The organism is uncultured Dechloromonas sp., from assembly GCF_945957265.1.
GTDB lineage: Bacteria > Pseudomonadota > Gammaproteobacteria > Burkholderiales > Rhodocyclaceae > Azonexus.
In genome coordinates this window covers 34142-46571 of sequence record NZ_CAMFKO010000003.1, presented here as the reverse complement: position 1 = coordinate 46571, position 12430 = coordinate 34142, and the positions used below count along the sequence as shown (strand labels likewise).

17 protein-coding genes are annotated in these 12430 nt (G+C 64.5%); 7 read left to right on the top strand and 10 right to left on the bottom strand.

The genetic code is table 11. From position 1 onward, the window contains the following. The 4 genes from Q0P59_RS02785 to Q0P59_RS02770 all read left to right on the top strand — a co-directional run bounded on the left by Q0P59_RS02785 (position 1) and on the right by Q0P59_RS02770 (position 2738). Entirely contained in the window at positions 1–1260 is a 1260-nt protein-coding gene (locus tag Q0P59_RS02785) for a hypothetical protein (protein ID WP_295003307.1), read from the top strand. Positions 1261–1296: 36 nt separating this feature from the next. Next, positions 1297–1683, top strand: a complete 387-nt coding sequence (locus Q0P59_RS02780) for a hypothetical protein (RefSeq protein WP_295003304.1) — start codon at positions 1297–1299, stop codon at positions 1681–1683. A gap of 264 nt (positions 1684–1947) precedes the next feature. Beyond that, positions 1948–2292, top strand: coding sequence for a RidA family protein (locus tag Q0P59_RS02775; RefSeq protein WP_295003302.1), 345 nt, complete (start codon positions 1948–1950; stop codon positions 2290–2292). Next, positions 2289–2738, top strand: a complete 450-nt coding sequence (locus Q0P59_RS02770; RefSeq protein WP_295003299.1) for an MEKHLA domain-containing protein — start codon at positions 2289–2291, stop codon at positions 2736–2738. The genes Q0P59_RS02775 and Q0P59_RS02770 overlap by 4 nt, the downstream gene beginning before the upstream one ends. An 11-nt stretch (positions 2739–2749) precedes the next feature. Here the strand turns inward: Q0P59_RS02770 and Q0P59_RS02765 are convergent, their stop codons facing one another. Continuing rightward, on the bottom strand, positions 2750–3064 hold the full coding sequence (locus Q0P59_RS02765) for a hypothetical protein (RefSeq protein ID WP_295003296.1): 315 nt from the start codon (positions 3062–3064) through the stop codon (positions 2750–2752). Between the two features lie 67 nt (positions 3065–3131). On the opposite strand from Q0P59_RS02765, the gene Q0P59_RS02760 reads away from it, so the two are divergent. Then, entirely contained in the window at positions 3132–3260 is a 129-nt protein-coding gene (locus Q0P59_RS02760) for a hypothetical protein (protein ID WP_295003293.1), read from the top strand. Positions 3261–3300: 40 nt separating this feature from the next. Here Q0P59_RS02760 and Q0P59_RS02755 read toward each other — a convergent pair whose 3' ends face one another. The 6 genes from Q0P59_RS02755 to Q0P59_RS02730 form a co-directional block, all read right to left on the bottom strand. Beyond that, the gene (locus Q0P59_RS02755) at positions 3301–4116 is read right to left on the bottom strand and encodes a peptidoglycan DD-metalloendopeptidase family protein (RefSeq protein WP_295003290.1); all 816 of its coding nucleotides are present in this window, start codon (positions 4114–4116) and stop codon (positions 3301–3303) included. Between the two features lie 83 nt (positions 4117–4199). Further along, complete coding sequence (locus Q0P59_RS02750; protein ID WP_295003288.1) at positions 4200–5054, bottom strand: neutral zinc metallopeptidase; 855 nt, start codon at positions 5052–5054, stop codon at positions 4200–4202. 11 nt (positions 5055–5065) lie between these two features. Then, positions 5066–5881, bottom strand: a complete 816-nt coding sequence (gene pyrF / locus Q0P59_RS02745) for an orotidine-5'-phosphate decarboxylase (RefSeq protein ID WP_295003285.1) — start codon at positions 5879–5881, stop codon at positions 5066–5068. Then, positions 5878–7047, bottom strand: coding sequence for a class I SAM-dependent methyltransferase (locus tag Q0P59_RS02740; protein ID WP_295003283.1), 1170 nt, complete (start codon positions 7045–7047; stop codon positions 5878–5880). The genes pyrF and Q0P59_RS02740 overlap by 4 nt, the downstream gene beginning before the upstream one ends. Next, the gene (locus Q0P59_RS02735; RefSeq protein WP_295003281.1) at positions 7047–7256 is read right to left on the bottom strand and encodes a hypothetical protein; all 210 of its coding nucleotides are present in this window, start codon (positions 7254–7256) and stop codon (positions 7047–7049) included. The genes Q0P59_RS02740 and Q0P59_RS02735 overlap by 1 nt, the downstream gene beginning before the upstream one ends. 1 nt (position 7257) lies before the next feature. Continuing rightward, entirely contained in the window at positions 7258–9051 is a 1794-nt protein-coding gene (locus Q0P59_RS02730) for a glutamine--tRNA ligase/YqeY domain fusion protein (protein ID WP_295003279.1), read from the bottom strand. A 69-nt stretch (positions 9052–9120) separates the two neighbouring features. On the opposite strand from Q0P59_RS02730, the gene crcB reads away from it, so the two are divergent. Together crcB and Q0P59_RS02720 are read left to right on the top strand one after the other, a co-directional pair. Then, on the top strand, positions 9121–9528 hold the full coding sequence (crcB, locus tag Q0P59_RS02725) for a fluoride efflux transporter CrcB (protein WP_295003277.1): 408 nt from the start codon (positions 9121–9123) through the stop codon (positions 9526–9528). A gap of 92 nt (positions 9529–9620) precedes the next feature. Beyond that, a complete protein-coding gene (locus Q0P59_RS02720) occupies positions 9621–9872 on the top strand; it encodes a hypothetical protein (protein WP_295003274.1) in 252 nt (83 codons plus the stop codon). Between the two features lie 13 nt (positions 9873–9885). Here Q0P59_RS02720 and Q0P59_RS02715 read toward each other — a convergent pair whose 3' ends face one another. Genes Q0P59_RS02715 through Q0P59_RS02705 form a run of 3 tightly spaced genes read right to left on the bottom strand, consistent with a single transcriptional unit; the run spans position 9886 to position 12383 of the window. Continuing rightward, positions 9886–10731 (bottom strand): alpha/beta hydrolase, encoded by an 846-nt coding sequence (locus Q0P59_RS02715; protein ID WP_295003272.1) that lies wholly within the window; start codon positions 10729–10731, stop codon positions 9886–9888. A 19-nt stretch (positions 10732–10750) separates the two neighbouring features. Further along, the gene (locus Q0P59_RS02710) at positions 10751–11371 is read right to left on the bottom strand and encodes a DUF1294 domain-containing protein (protein ID WP_295003270.1); all 621 of its coding nucleotides are present in this window, start codon (positions 11369–11371) and stop codon (positions 10751–10753) included. A 16-nt stretch (positions 11372–11387) separates the two neighbouring features. Beyond that, positions 11388–12383 carry a hypothetical protein gene (locus Q0P59_RS02705; protein ID WP_295003268.1) on the bottom strand — a complete coding sequence of 332 codons (996 nt, stop codon included), beginning with the start codon at positions 12381–12383 and terminating at the stop codon, positions 11388–11390. Between the last annotated feature and the right edge of the window lie 47 nt (positions 12384–12430).

The following is a 12430-nucleotide window of genomic DNA, read 5'->3' as shown; positions in this document are numbered from 1 at the left end:
ATGCCGAATCGTGTCCTTGGGGGGGTGGCCGCCTTCGTCTTGCTTGCGCATGGCGCGCCCGTGCTGGCCGTTGACCTCACATGGTCCGGATTCGGGACGTTCGGTTACGCCCAGTCGGATCAGCCGGTCAATTACCAGCGTTTCATCGACGAAAAAGGGACGTTCAAGCGCGACAGCATTCTCGGCGCCCAAATCGACGCACGTTTTTCGCAGCAGTGGGGGGCGACCGTTCAGGCCAAGGCGGCGCCGTCGGACCACTCCGATGCGCAATGGCAGGCTTCCGTGGCGTGGGCCTTCGTTTCCTGGCGGCCGAGCGACGATTGGCTGATCCGCGCCGGGAAACTGCGCCTGCCGTTCATGCTCAACACCGAAAACGCCGATGTCGGCGCAACCTACGATTTCGTGCGGCTGCCGTTGGAGGTGTATTCGATTGCGCCAACAACCGACGTGGTGGGCGTCAGTATCAGTAAAACCTGGTTCGGAGAGCAACTGGACTGGACCGCCGAGGGTTATTCGGGGAAAGCCAGTACGTATTGGCGTTATTACGGACGAGACCGGACGGTCGACACCACTTCGCCCGGCAGCTGGTTCTTGCCGGTCGACATGAAAAGCACCGGCTTGGTCCTGACGGCCCGTAACCTGGAACATGTTTTCAGGGTCGGCTACCATGAAGGCGAGGCCTCTCGCCCCGGGGTGAAGACTGGTGCGGGTTTTGACCTCGGCACCTGCCCCGGCGCGCCTGTTCAGGGTTGCTACAATCTTTCCAGCGGTGGTCTCGACAGCATGCGGGTGCCCATTTTGACCTTGGGTGCCAGCGTCACGCTTCCCGAGAGCTTCAAACTGACCGGCGAATTCGGCAAGGCAAGGATTGAAAGTGCCAGTCGTGGATTGAGCCGTTGGGGGGCGTACCTGGCGATCTCGAAGCGTATGGGCGCCTGGACGCCATACGCCTACTACGCCAAGGTCAAATCCTCGGGCGAGGCGCTGGACTTGTACCAGCGCGTCAATGCAAACGCGTCAGCTGTTCCGGCGCCCTGGCGCGGCTATCAACGGGTCCTCGCCGACATCACCGTCCCTTACGACCAGACGACCTTGGCGCTGGGAACCTCTTTTTGGGTGACGGCGAAAAGCGTGCTCAAGGCGGAGTGGTCCCGCATCGATACGCAGGTGGCGTCCAGTTTTGTCGACGCGCCGGTGGGTGGGGAAAGCGGCAACAGGCATATCGATGTTTTCTCGCTGTCGTATAGCTTTACCTTCTAGTCCATGAGATTACGCTTCCTTGCCCTTGTGACCAGCTTGCTTCTCCTGAAGCAAGCGGTCGCCTTTGCGGGTGAGGAGGTGCTGGTCATCGGGCATCCGGCCTTGCCGAAAACGGACAAGCTCACCGTGCAGCGCCTTTATACCGGACGCGCCGTCAGCATCGGGCCGCAGCAGGTGCTTCCGGTCAACTTGCCGAGCGGTAATTCGGTACGCGAGGATTTCCTGCTGACTTGCATGGAGCAGAGCGAGGAGCAGTACACGGGATACTGGCTGGTCCGGCGTTATGTCGGCAAGGGCGCACCGCCGCAGGAGATGGGCAGCGTCGACGAGGTGATCAAATACATCCAGGCGACGCCGGGGGCGATCGGATATGTGCCTGTCTCGAAATTGCCGCGCGGCGCCAATGTGATTTTCCGGCGTTGATGCGCTGGCGTGGTGCTGGCTTTTTTTTCTGGGCGTGCTAATCTGGAAGCGTGTGAGGTGTGCAGCAAATCTTGCATGTCGTGGCAGTACCCCGCTGCGCTGCTGGAGATTCTATGGCAGTTTTCGCAGGGAATATTTCTTGAGATTACCGAGTAGCACTCCTTGACGGCGAATAGCCGTAATGCCCCAGCCGAAAGAGCAGGGGCCGCAGTAACCGAAGCCCGTGCCTGAAAAGCATGGGCTTCACGTTTTTGGGATCAGCAAATGCAGATACAGCGTCACGGCACGACACGCCGTTACTCCGACAGCGTGGTGCACAATGGAACCGTCTATCTGGTTGAAGTGCCCTCCAACCCCGACGGCGATATCGCCGAGCAGACACGCAACGTGCTGGCCAGCGTGGACAGCTTGCTGGCCCAGGCCGGCAGCGCCCGGGATCGCCTGTTGATGGTCACGGTCTATCTGGCGGACATGGCCGATTACGATGCGATGAACGCAGTCTGGGACGATTGGGTTCCGGCGGGCTGTGCACCGACCCGCGCCTGCGTTCAGGCCCGCTTGGCGAATCCGGACTGGCGTGTGGAACTGGTTGTGACCGCCGCGGCATGAGTGGCGGCATTCCGGATGACCCGCGCCTGGGCTTGATCGCGGAAAGCTATTGCCGTCTGCTCGGACGACCGCTTGTTGATTCCGGCCGGGACATCGCATCGGCTTTGTGGGAGGCGCCGAGGGTTATCGTCGCACATGGCACGCAGGACGATCCGGTGTTTTTCTACGGTAACCGGCTTGCCTTGCAGGTTTTCGAGATGGATTCCGCTGCTTTCACGCAGCTTCCCTCGCGCTATTCGGCCGAGCCGCTGGCGCGCGAGGAGCGGGCCCGGCTGCTGGAGCGGGTTGCGCGCGACGGTTTCATCGATGACTATGCCGGGGTGCGTATTTCCGCCCAGGGGAAGCGTTTTCGTATCGCGCAGGCGGAGGTCTGGAATCTGGTCGATGCCGCTGGTGCCTGCCACGGACAGGCGGCAAGTTTCGCGCGTTGGCAGCCGCTTCCGTAAAGGCCGACGCTTCAGTCAGCCAGCTCTGCGTTGCTATCGCAGCCCTTGCCGGCGGCGATGCTGCGGGCAAAAAAACGGCGAGCCCGGCTATGCATGCCTGCGGGCAGCGGCAGGTAGCGTCCAGGGCGAATCAGCAATCCGCAGGCATAACGTCCTTCTTCCGCCGACCACTCCAGCGCCGGGCACGGGCCGCGTCGTTTCAGGAAGCGGAGCATGGCGAGCGGGCAGGTCTCCAGCGCGCAGCACACGCCGCAGCCGTTGCAGGGGGCGCCGATGGCCGGCTTGGCCGGCGCTTCGGCATGCAGTTCGATGATCCGCTCTTTCATGCGGCGTAATGAACCACGTTCCGCGAAAATGATCAAACACCCACCCCTGCCCTGAAAGGAGTTTGCGATGAAGAAGCTGTTGTGCGGATTGCTGGCTGCCGTATTTTCCCTGGCTAGTCTGAGTGTGCTGGCCTGTCCCGGCGACAAGGCAAAGGACGAAAAACAGATGAGTACGCCGAGCAAGCCCAAGGCCTGAGCGGCTCGTCATCAGACACAGGCGGCGGTGGCCGCCTTTTTTATTTCCTGCGAGCGCTCAGGAACAGTTCGGGGTCGACCGGGGTGTTGTTGAGGATGACCGCCCAGTGCAGGTGTGGTCCGGTCACCCGGCCGGTGGCGCCGATGGCGCCGAGCGGCTCGCCGCGTCTGACTGTCTGGCCGGGACGCACGTCGACGCGCGACAGGTGCATGTAGGCGGTGATCAGCCCCTGGCCGTGGTCGAGAAAAACCGTATTGCCGTTGAAGAAATAGTCGCCGGTGTTGGCGACGACCGCATCGCTCGGGGCATGGACCGGCGTTCCGGTGCCGGCGGCAACGTCCAGGCCGGCGTGCGGGTTGCGCGGCTGGCCGTTGAAGAAGCGGCGCAGGCCGAAGCGTGACGACAGCGGGCCGGGCGAGGGCTGGTCGAGCGCGGTGTCCGGGATGGTCTCGGAGAAGCGTTTCTTCACGGCTTCGGTGATTTTCTGTTCGCGTTCGATGCGGGCGATGTCTTCCGGCGAGGGTTCGACCTTGCGCTTGTCCTTGATGGTCAGGCGTTGTTCCGGGTAGTTCCTGATGCCGATGGCGACGGTTTTTGGCTCGCTGACGCTCCCTTTGTTCACCCGGATTTCCAGTTCTCCGGGCAGGGTGTCGAGCGGAATGCCGAGCAGGGCGAACCAGCGGCCACGCTCGTTGACCACTGCCAGCGCTTGTTCGCCCCAGCGCGCCGTCGGCGCGGACTGGGTGGCCGGGCCGAGGTCGATGACCGCTACGCCGCCGGGCACCGGGGCATTCTGCGGGAGGGCGAAGGCATGCAGGGCGCTGGCCAGCAGCAATAACGGAGCGAGGCGTTTCATGTCGTATTTCGTTGATGGCGCCCGTGCCGGCCGACTTCGCCGGCTGCGTCAGGCACCCGGCGGCGGGTGCAAAGGCGCCGGGATTACAGGCTGGCGGCCTTGAAGGTGTTGCACTGGTTCATGTCGCCGCTGTCGAAGCCGCGCCTGAACCAGCGCACGCGCTGTTCGGAGGTGCCGTGGGTGAAGCTCTCCGGCACGATACGGCCCTGCGCCTGCTGCTGCAGTCGGTCGTCGCCGATGGCCGTGGCGGCGGTCAGGGCGGCTTCCAGGTCGCCCGGTTCGAGCACCTTCTTCATCGTGTCGGTGCGCTTGCCCCAGACGCCGGCCAAGCAGTCGGCCTGCAGCTCCATGCGCACGGAGAGGGCGTTGCCTTCGGCCTTGCCGGCCTGCTGGCGGGCCTGGTGGACCTTGTCGGCGATACCGAGCAGGTTCTGGATGTGATGCCCGACCTCGTGAGCGACGACATAGGCCTGGGCGAACTCGCCGGGGGCGTGGAAGCGCTCCTTCAACTCACGGTAGAACGCGAGGTCGATATAGACCTTGTGGTCGCCGGGGCAGTAGAACGGGCCCATGGCGGTCTGGCCGGTGCCGCAGGCGGTCGGCGTGGCGCCGGTGAACAGCACTAGCTTGGGCGCTTCGTACTGGCGGCCGTTCTGGCGGAAGGTCTCGGTCCATACGTCTTCGGTCGAGGCCAGCACCTTGGAGACGAAGCGGGCCGACTCGTCGTTGGCCGGCGGCTTGTGCGCGACCGTGGCCTGCTGGTGGGCGATCGGCGTCTGCTCGATGATGCCGAGCAGGGTCATCGGGTTGATGCCGGTGAAATAGCTGACGACCAGCGCCAGGACGATGCCGCCGATGCCGACCCCGCCTACGCCAACCCCGCCGCCACCCCGGCGGTCCTCGATGTTGTCGCTTTCGCGGTAGTCGTCCATGCGCATGGCTTTTCCTTTCAGCGGTACTGGTTGATTGCGTCGCGGGTTTCCTGGGCCACTTTGCGGGCGGCGGCTGCGTAAGCTTCGTCCTTGCCGGCGTAGAGAATGGCACGCGAAGAGCTGATCATCAAGCCGGTGCCATTGGCGGTACGCCCGGCCCGCACGGTGGCCTCGATGTCGCCGCCCTGGGCGCCGATGCCGGGAATGAGCAGCGGCAGGTCGCCGACGATGGCGCGGACGCGGGCGATTTCGGCCGGGAAGGTGGCGCCGACGACGAGGGCGCACTGGCCGGTGGTGTTCCATTCCGTGGCCACCAGGCGGGCGACGCGCTCGTAGAGCTTTTCGCCGTTGCCGACATCGAGGAATTGCAGGTCGGAACCGCCGGGGTTGGAGGTGCGGCAGAGCAGGATGACGCCCTTCTCGGGCCAGGCCAGGTAGGGTTCGGCCGAGTCGCGGCCCATGTAGGGGCTGGCCGTGATGGCATCGGCCTTGAAGCGGCCAAAGGCCTCGACGGCGTACTGCTCGGCGGTGGAGCCGATGTCACCGCGCTTGGAGTCGAGAATGACCGGGATGCCGGGATGTTTTTCGTGGATGTGGGCGATCAGCGCTTCGAGCTGGTCTTCGGCGCGGCGGGCGCCGAAGTAGGCGATTTGCGGCTTGAAGGCGCAGACCAGGTCGGCCGTGGCATCGACGATGGCGGTGCAGAATTCGAGGATGGCATCGTCGCGACCCTGCAGGTGGGCCGGAAACTTGGCCGGGTCGGGATCGAGACCGACGCAGAGCAGGGAGTTGTTCTTTTGCCAGGCGGTCTTCAGTTTGTCGATAAAGGTCATGCGGAATCTTTCGGGAGATAGCGGGAAAACTTGTCGGGCAGCAGGCAGGTCTGCAGGCTGCGCTGGGTGAAGATGAAGCGGCCGTCGCAGACGAAGCCGAGCTGTTGCCAGTCGACTTCCTTGTTGAGCATCATCGTGCACTCGATCAGGTCGCGGCGCTGCATGCGGCGGTTGTTGGTGAACAAGGCCAGGATGGAACCGTCGAAGGCATGGCAGTCGTGCAGGAAGAAGGGTTCCGGGCGGCGCGTCCGGCCGTTGACGTAGATGCGCGGCAGTTCGTTGATCGGGAAGTGGCGGCCCCACTGCCACCAGTTGCCTTCGTCGAACCGGCGCACGCGGCGGGCGAGCAGTTCGTCCTTGTGCTTGTCGAGGTGCGGGTGCTTGATGCCGTACAGCATGCGGCGGGTATCGCCGGTTTCGCAGGTTTTCGAATAGACGAATTCCATGTTGCCCTTGGGGTGGGCGAACAGGTGGTCGGCCCCGGAGACGGCACCGACCTTGACGGTGAACACGTCGGCAAAGCGGACGCGATGATCGTCGCGCAGGAACATCAGCTGGCCGTCGACCTCGGTGAAGATGCGGCCGTCGGCCATGTGCCGGTCCAGGCGCCCCTTCTCGAAGCGGAAAATGGCGCAGTTGGGCGTCGCGCCGTCGAAGACGCGGACGTCGCCGGTCTCGTAGAAGTGCGTGATGCTGCCCTGCTGGTACAGCCAGGCGTTCAGCTTCTTGGCGGCGGTCAGCTTGATGAACTCGCGCGGCACGATGAAGACCAGCTCGCCGCCCGGCTTCAGGTGGCGCACGGCCTTCTCGATGAAGAACAGGAAGAGGTTGCTGCGCGCATCGAACAGCTCGGACTTCAGACGTTTCTTGGTGTCGGCGGCGACGTCCTGGTAGCGGACGTAGGGCGGGTTGCCGACGATGGTGTCGAACTGCTCGCTGAGCGGGTAGGCGAAGAAGTCGCGCACCTCGGCGCCTTCCGGTGCGACGCGGCGGTCAATCTCGATGCCGACACAATCGGCGCCGCGCTGGCGCAGCGTGGCGAAGAACGCGCCGTCGCCGGCCGAGGGCTCCAGCACCCGGCCTTTGTTTTGGCAGAGGTCGAGCATGAACGCCACCACGTCGGGGGGCGTGAAGACCTGGCCGAGTTGTGCGACGTCCAGCGGCATCAGTGCTTGTCGTCGGGTTTCCGGGCGGCCCGGTCGGCCGCCGCCTGCTCGCGCGACTTCTTTTCCCAGTAGCGCTCGTTCTTGCTCTCGTCGGCGAAGCGGAAGCGGCCGGCCAGCTCGCAGCCTTTCATGCCGGGGTTGCACGGCAGGCCGTTGACCTTGGTGCACCGGTCATTGACTTCATGCGGGCAGCCCCAGCTTCCAGCCATCTCAGCCTGCCTTGCCCCACGAGTCCTTCAGCGTCACCGCCCGGTTGAACACCGGGGCGCCGGGCTGCGAGTCGACGCGGTCGGCGGCGAAGTAGCCGTGGCGCTCGAACTGGAAGCGCTGTTCGGGCAGGGCATCCTTCAGGCTCGGTTCGAGTTGGGCGGTGATGATCGTCTTCGAGGCCGGATTGAGGTCGTCGAGGAAATCGCGCTCCAGCTCCGGCGCATCGCCCTCTCGGCGGGCGCCGGGGGCGGGGACGGCGAACAGGCGGTCGTAGAGGCGGATTTCGGCCGGATAGGCATGGGCCGCCGAGACCCAGTGCAGGTTGCCCTTGACCTTGACGCTGTCGGCGCCCGGCGTGCCGGACTTGGTGTCGGGCAGGTAGGTGCAATGCACGGCGGTCACTTTCCCGTTCGCGTCCTTGTCGCAGCCGGTGCATTCGACGATGTAGCCGTACTTGAGGCGCGCCTTGTTGCCCGGGAAGAGGCGGCGGAAGCCCTTCTGCGGCACTTCCTGGAAGTCCTCGGCCTCGATCCACAGCTCGCGGCCGAAGGGCATGATGCGCTCGCCCTGCTCAGGGTGCAGCGGGTGGTTGGGTGCGGTGCAGTCCTCGAACTGGCCGGCGGGGTAGTTGTCGATGATCAGCTTGAGCGGGTCGAGCACGGCGACGCGGCGTTGGTCGGACTCGTTCATCACCTCGCGCATGGCGTCTTCGAACAGCACGTAGTCGATCAGCGAATCGTTCTTGGTGACGCCGACGCGGTCCATGAACAGCTTGAAGCCGTCGGCCGAGTAGCCGCGGCGGCGGGCGCCGACCAGGGTCGGCATGCGCGGGTCGTCCCAGCCCTCGACGTGCTTTTCCTCGACCAGCTGGATCAGCTTGCGCTTGGAGAGCACGACATAGGTCAGGTTGAGGCGCGAGAACTCGATCTGCTGCGGCAGCGGGCGCTGCAGCAGGCCACCCTCGGCCAGGCGTTCGAGCAGCCAGTCGTAGAACGGGCGCTGGTCCTCGAATTCCAGCGTGCAGATCGAGTGCGTGATGTTCTCCAGTGCATCCTCGATCGGGTGGGCGAAGGTGTACATCGGATAGACGCACCACTTGTCGCCGGTGTTGTGGTGGGTGGCGTGGCGGATGCGGTAGATGGCCGGGTCGCGCAGGTTGATGTTGGGCGAGGCCATGTCGATCCTGGCGCGCAGGATGTGGGTGCCATCCGGGAATTCGCCGGCCTGCATGCGCTTGAAGAGGTCCATGTTCTCGGCGACGCTGCGGCCGCGGAAGGGCGAATCCTTGCCCGGCTGGGTCAGCGTGCCGCGATTGGCGCGCATTTCGTCGGCCGACTGGCTGTCGACGTAGGCATGGCCGGCAGCGATCAGGTATTCGGCGAACTGGGCCATCCAGTCGAAATAGTTCGAGGCCTGGTAGAGGTTGTCGTTCCACGAGCACCCCAGCCACTTCACCGAATCGACGATGGCATCGACGTATTCCTGCTCTTCCTTCTCCGGGTTGGTGTCGTCGAAACGCAGGTGGCAGCGGCCGTCGTAGGCCTGGGCGAGGCCGAAGTTGAGCAGGATGGACTTGGCGTGGCCGAAGTGCAGGTAGCCGTTCGGCTCGGGCGGGAAGCGGGTGCGGATCCTCGCCGGATCGAGCGGCGCCGCGGCGTGGTCGGCGGCAGTGCCGGGGCGGCCGGCCCAGTGGCGTTGGGCGTGCTTGCCGGCGGCGAGATCGGCCTCGACGATGTTCCTGATGAAATTGGCGACGGGGGTCGGGGTGCTGGCGGGCTGGTTGGGGCTGCTCACGGGTTGAACCTCTTTGATTAAGCGCGTTATTTTAACCGCCCGGGGCGCTTGAGACAGTAGAATTCGGGGATGGCCTTCCTGCATCAGCTTTCCGCGCTCAATTTCCTTGCCGTCGGCCTTGGCGCCGCGCTCGGCGCCTGGACGCGCTGGCTGCTCGGGCTGGCACTCAATCCCCTGTTCATCGCCTTGCCGCTCGGCACCCTGGCGGCCAACCTGCTCGGCGGTTACCTGGTCGGCGTCGCGGTCGGCGTCTTTCACCTCAACACGCATTTCCCGCTGGCCTGGAAACTGTTCGCCATCACCGGCTTCCTCGGCGGCCTGACCACCTTCTCGACCTTCTCGGCCGAAGTCGTCGAACGCCTGCTCGCCGGCCAGCCGGCCTGGGCCATCGGCCTGGCCATGGTGCACCTGGCCGGCTCGCTGACGGCGACCTGGCTGGGCCTGCTGACCGTCGGCGCCACCCGCATCTGGGCCTGAGCCGCCAGGGCGCGGCTCGCCTGTCACGAAGCTGCAATACAAAGCCGGAAAAATACTCGCCTCTTTGAACCGACCTGAAGCGGGAGAATTTCATGCGTGCTTTCCTGGCAACCTCTGCCATCGCCCTCGGCCTGACCGGCTGCGCCACCCAAGCCCCGGCTCCGGCCGAAAAGCCGGTCGCCCCGGCCGCCGCGCCGGCCGTGAAGGCGCCGCAATGCTGGAACGGCGATGCCGGCAAGTTCGAGGACGTCGGCCGCCAGGCCAGCATTTCCGGTGTCGTCGTGGTTTGCGAAAAGACCTCGGACGGCAAGAATGCCCAGTGGATGGGCGCCGGCAAGAAATAAGCGACAGCGCCCGCTAAGGCAGGCGTTTGTCGAAGGCGGCCGACCAGCCGCCCAGGTGGCGCTCCACGTCGGCCGTGTAGGCCGCGTCTTCGCCCAGCTGGGCGTTGATCTCGGCATGCGTCTTGTCCAGCGGCAGCATGCTGGCTTGCGTGCCGAATCCCTGTGCCTTGGCGACGAAATTTTCGGCTTGCCGGCAGGCATTTGCCCGGCGGCTCGAACAGACGGCCAGCAGGGGGGCGGTAGCCCGGTGCAACTGCTGGTGAGGCGAGGCGGCCAGCCAGTCGGCCGGGTCGCGGCCGAAGGCGCGGTCGTAGAGCGGCGGGTGGCGGCCGTTCATGACGCCCGGCACGTCGAGGGCGCCGCTGTCGAGCAGTACCGTGCCGCGCCAGGGGCGAACCCCGGCTTCGTCCTGCAGATCGGGGCGAGCGGCGAGCAGGGCGATCAGGTGGGCGCCGGCCGAATGTCCCATCAACACGATGTTGTCGCGGTCGATGCCGAGTTTTTCGGCATCCCGCTGGATGGCGGCCAGTGCCTTGGCCACGTCCCGCGCCTGTTCCAGGGGCGGGGCCTTGGGCAGCATGCGGTAGTTGATGCTGGCGAAGGCGATGCCGCGTGGCACCCAGCGTGCCACCTTGTTATCCACGACGCGGCCCATTTCCTTGTCGCCGAGGCGCCAGGCGCCGCCATGCACCATCAGGATCAGCGGCGCAGCCTTGCCCTGCGGCGGGGCGTAGAGGTCGAAGCGCTGTTCCGGCGCCGGGCCGTAGGCCAGGTCGGCCAATGTCGGGGGCGTTCCCGCTTCGGCCGCGAGCCATTGCCCGAGCAGGAAGATGGCGGCGATCAGGCGGGGCAGGGGCATGAAGATTTCTCGCAGTGAGTCAGGCGATGGCCAGCGTCGAGCGCAGGAGAGTGGCACCGGCCGGTGTCAGGCATAGTCCGAGCGCGCCGCAGTTGAGCAGCACCGTGGCCCAAAAAACGGCCCGGAACGAGGTCTTGGCCGATTTGTGGCGCAGGTGCTGCTGGGCGACCAAGGCGCCCGGCCAGCCGCCGACTAGGGCCAGCAGGTGCAGCGTGCTTTCCCGGGTGCGCCAGCGGCCTGTGCGTGCCGCACGCTTGTCGATCCAGTAGGCGACGAAGGCGGTGAAGCTGGCGGCGGCATGGAGCCAGAGCACGGGCGGCGGCAGCTTGCCGGTCAGCGTGGCGGCAAGCAGGGTGACGAAGAACAGGCTGGCTACACCCAGCGGCCAGGCGCTTGGGCCTGCGGCCGTCACCGCACCGCTTCTGCCTGTTCCGCGCACGAATTCCGCAGCCTCCGCCCGTGGCCGCCCTTTCGCGTCGAGGGACAGGACATAGGTCACGATTTCGTCGCCGGCAGGGCGTTCGTGGCGACGTCTGAATGCCTTGATGTGCAGGAAAACGCTTTCGCCACCGCCATTCGGCGTGATGAAGCCATAACCCTGTTCATCCTTCCATTGGGTGATTCGTCCTTGGTAGCGCATGCGGGTGTTTATCCTGCTAGAACAAGCGGGCCAAGTGCTTGGCCAGTTCGCGCTCGCTGACGAAAGTCAGGTCATACATGGCGGTGAAGGCCCTGGCGTTGTCATCGCTCAGGCCGGCAACACACATGATGAAGTTGCGGGCTTCAACACCCAGGCGCTTTCTCAGGGCCAGGTAGCGATCTATGTTCTGACGGAACTCGCCGCTTTTGCATTCGATGCAGATGGGCGTATTGCCGTCGATCAGCATGAAAACATCCAGTTCGTACGGATCGCCGTTGCTCAGCACGATATTGAGTCCGCGCGTGCAGGAAAAACGGCGTTTGCGTTCCTTTGCGTAGCGCAGGGTCGCCATCAGGGCATGCCATTCCAGCCATTCGCCACTGAAGAATTCGCGGATGGCTGGGGCCGTTTGCAGAATGACCCGGACATTGTTTTCCGGTTTGTTGTGAAAACACTTGGCGATGAAGGAGAAATCGTAAAGCTGCTGGCAGAAAGCCGAAATCGCCTTCGCATCGGCGGGTGATTTCTTGTCGAGACTGATTGTGGCGCTGGCGTGTTCCTTCTGCTGCGACCAGCGGATGCGTTCGAGCACTTCCTTGAGTACCGGCAGGTTGCTGCCGATGGCCTCGGCCACTTCGTCGAAAAAGCCGCTGGTGTCCACGTTGCGCGGGTTGGCCTGGACCTTGATCTGCTTTTTGCGGAACCAGTCGACGATGGGGCCGTGCTGCAATTCGTTGGCCAGAAAATCAGTGTTGGCCAGGTCGATGTCGGCGCATGGCGAGGGGCCGGCAGTTGTTGCGGCCGGAATCGGGTTTTCCGGCAGTGGCGTGGATTTCAGGCGGATGACTTCTCTTTGTGCGTCGAAGTATTTGTCGAGCAGTTTTTCGATGAAGAAAAGGGTCGGGTAAACCGATGCAGGCGTATTGCATTTGGGGCAGGCAATATTTTTCCCCGCCAGATAGTCGGGTTGTTCCGCAAGCAGGGTGCATTTGTTGCAACGGATGATCGCCATGAATGGAGTGACGTTGATGAGTATGCGGACAGTATATCGACTGCCGG

Bases quoted from the DNA above. Each gene is read 5' to 3' on its own strand.
- Q0P59_RS02785 (WP_295003307.1), top strand. From the start codon at position 1: ATGCCGAATCGTGTCCTTGGGGGGGTGGCCGCCTTCGTCTTGCTTGCG.
- Q0P59_RS02775 (WP_295003302.1), top strand. From the start codon at position 1,948: ATGCAGATACAGCGTCACGGCACGACACGCCGTTACTCCGACAGCGTG.
- Q0P59_RS02770 (WP_295003299.1), top strand. From the start codon at position 2,289: ATGAGTGGCGGCATTCCGGATGACCCGCGCCTGGGCTTGATCGCGGAA.
- Q0P59_RS02765 (WP_295003296.1), bottom strand. From the start codon at position 3,064: ATGAAAGAGCGGATCATCGAACTGCATGCCGAAGCGCCGGCCAAGCCG.
- Q0P59_RS02760 (WP_295003293.1), top strand. From the start codon at position 3,132: ATGAAGAAGCTGTTGTGCGGATTGCTGGCTGCCGTATTTTCCCTGGCT.
- Q0P59_RS02755 (WP_295003290.1), bottom strand. From the start codon at position 4,116: ATGAAACGCCTCGCTCCGTTATTGCTGCTGGCCAGCGCCCTGCATGCC.
- Q0P59_RS02750 (WP_295003288.1), bottom strand. From the start codon at position 5,054: ATGCGCATGGACGACTACCGCGAAAGCGACAACATCGAGGACCGCCGG.
- pyrF (WP_295003285.1), bottom strand. From the start codon at position 5,881: ATGACCTTTATCGACAAACTGAAGACCGCCTGGCAAAAGAACAACTCC.
- Q0P59_RS02740 (WP_295003283.1), bottom strand. From the start codon at position 7,047: ATGCCGCTGGACGTCGCACAACTCGGCCAGGTCTTCACGCCCCCCGAC.
- Q0P59_RS02735 (WP_295003281.1), bottom strand. From the start codon at position 7,256: ATGGCTGGAAGCTGGGGCTGCCCGCATGAAGTCAATGACCGGTGCACC.
- crcB (WP_295003277.1), top strand. From the start codon at position 9,121: ATGGCCTTCCTGCATCAGCTTTCCGCGCTCAATTTCCTTGCCGTCGGC.
- Q0P59_RS02720 (WP_295003274.1), top strand. From the start codon at position 9,621: ATGCGTGCTTTCCTGGCAACCTCTGCCATCGCCCTCGGCCTGACCGGC.
- Q0P59_RS02715 (WP_295003272.1), bottom strand. From the start codon at position 10,731: ATGCCCCTGCCCCGCCTGATCGCCGCCATCTTCCTGCTCGGGCAATGG.
- Q0P59_RS02710 (WP_295003270.1), bottom strand. From the start codon at position 11,371: ATGCGCTACCAAGGACGAATCACCCAATGGAAGGATGAACAGGGTTAT.
- Q0P59_RS02705 (WP_295003268.1), bottom strand. From the start codon at position 12,383: ATGGCGATCATCCGTTGCAACAAATGCACCCTGCTTGCGGAACAACCC.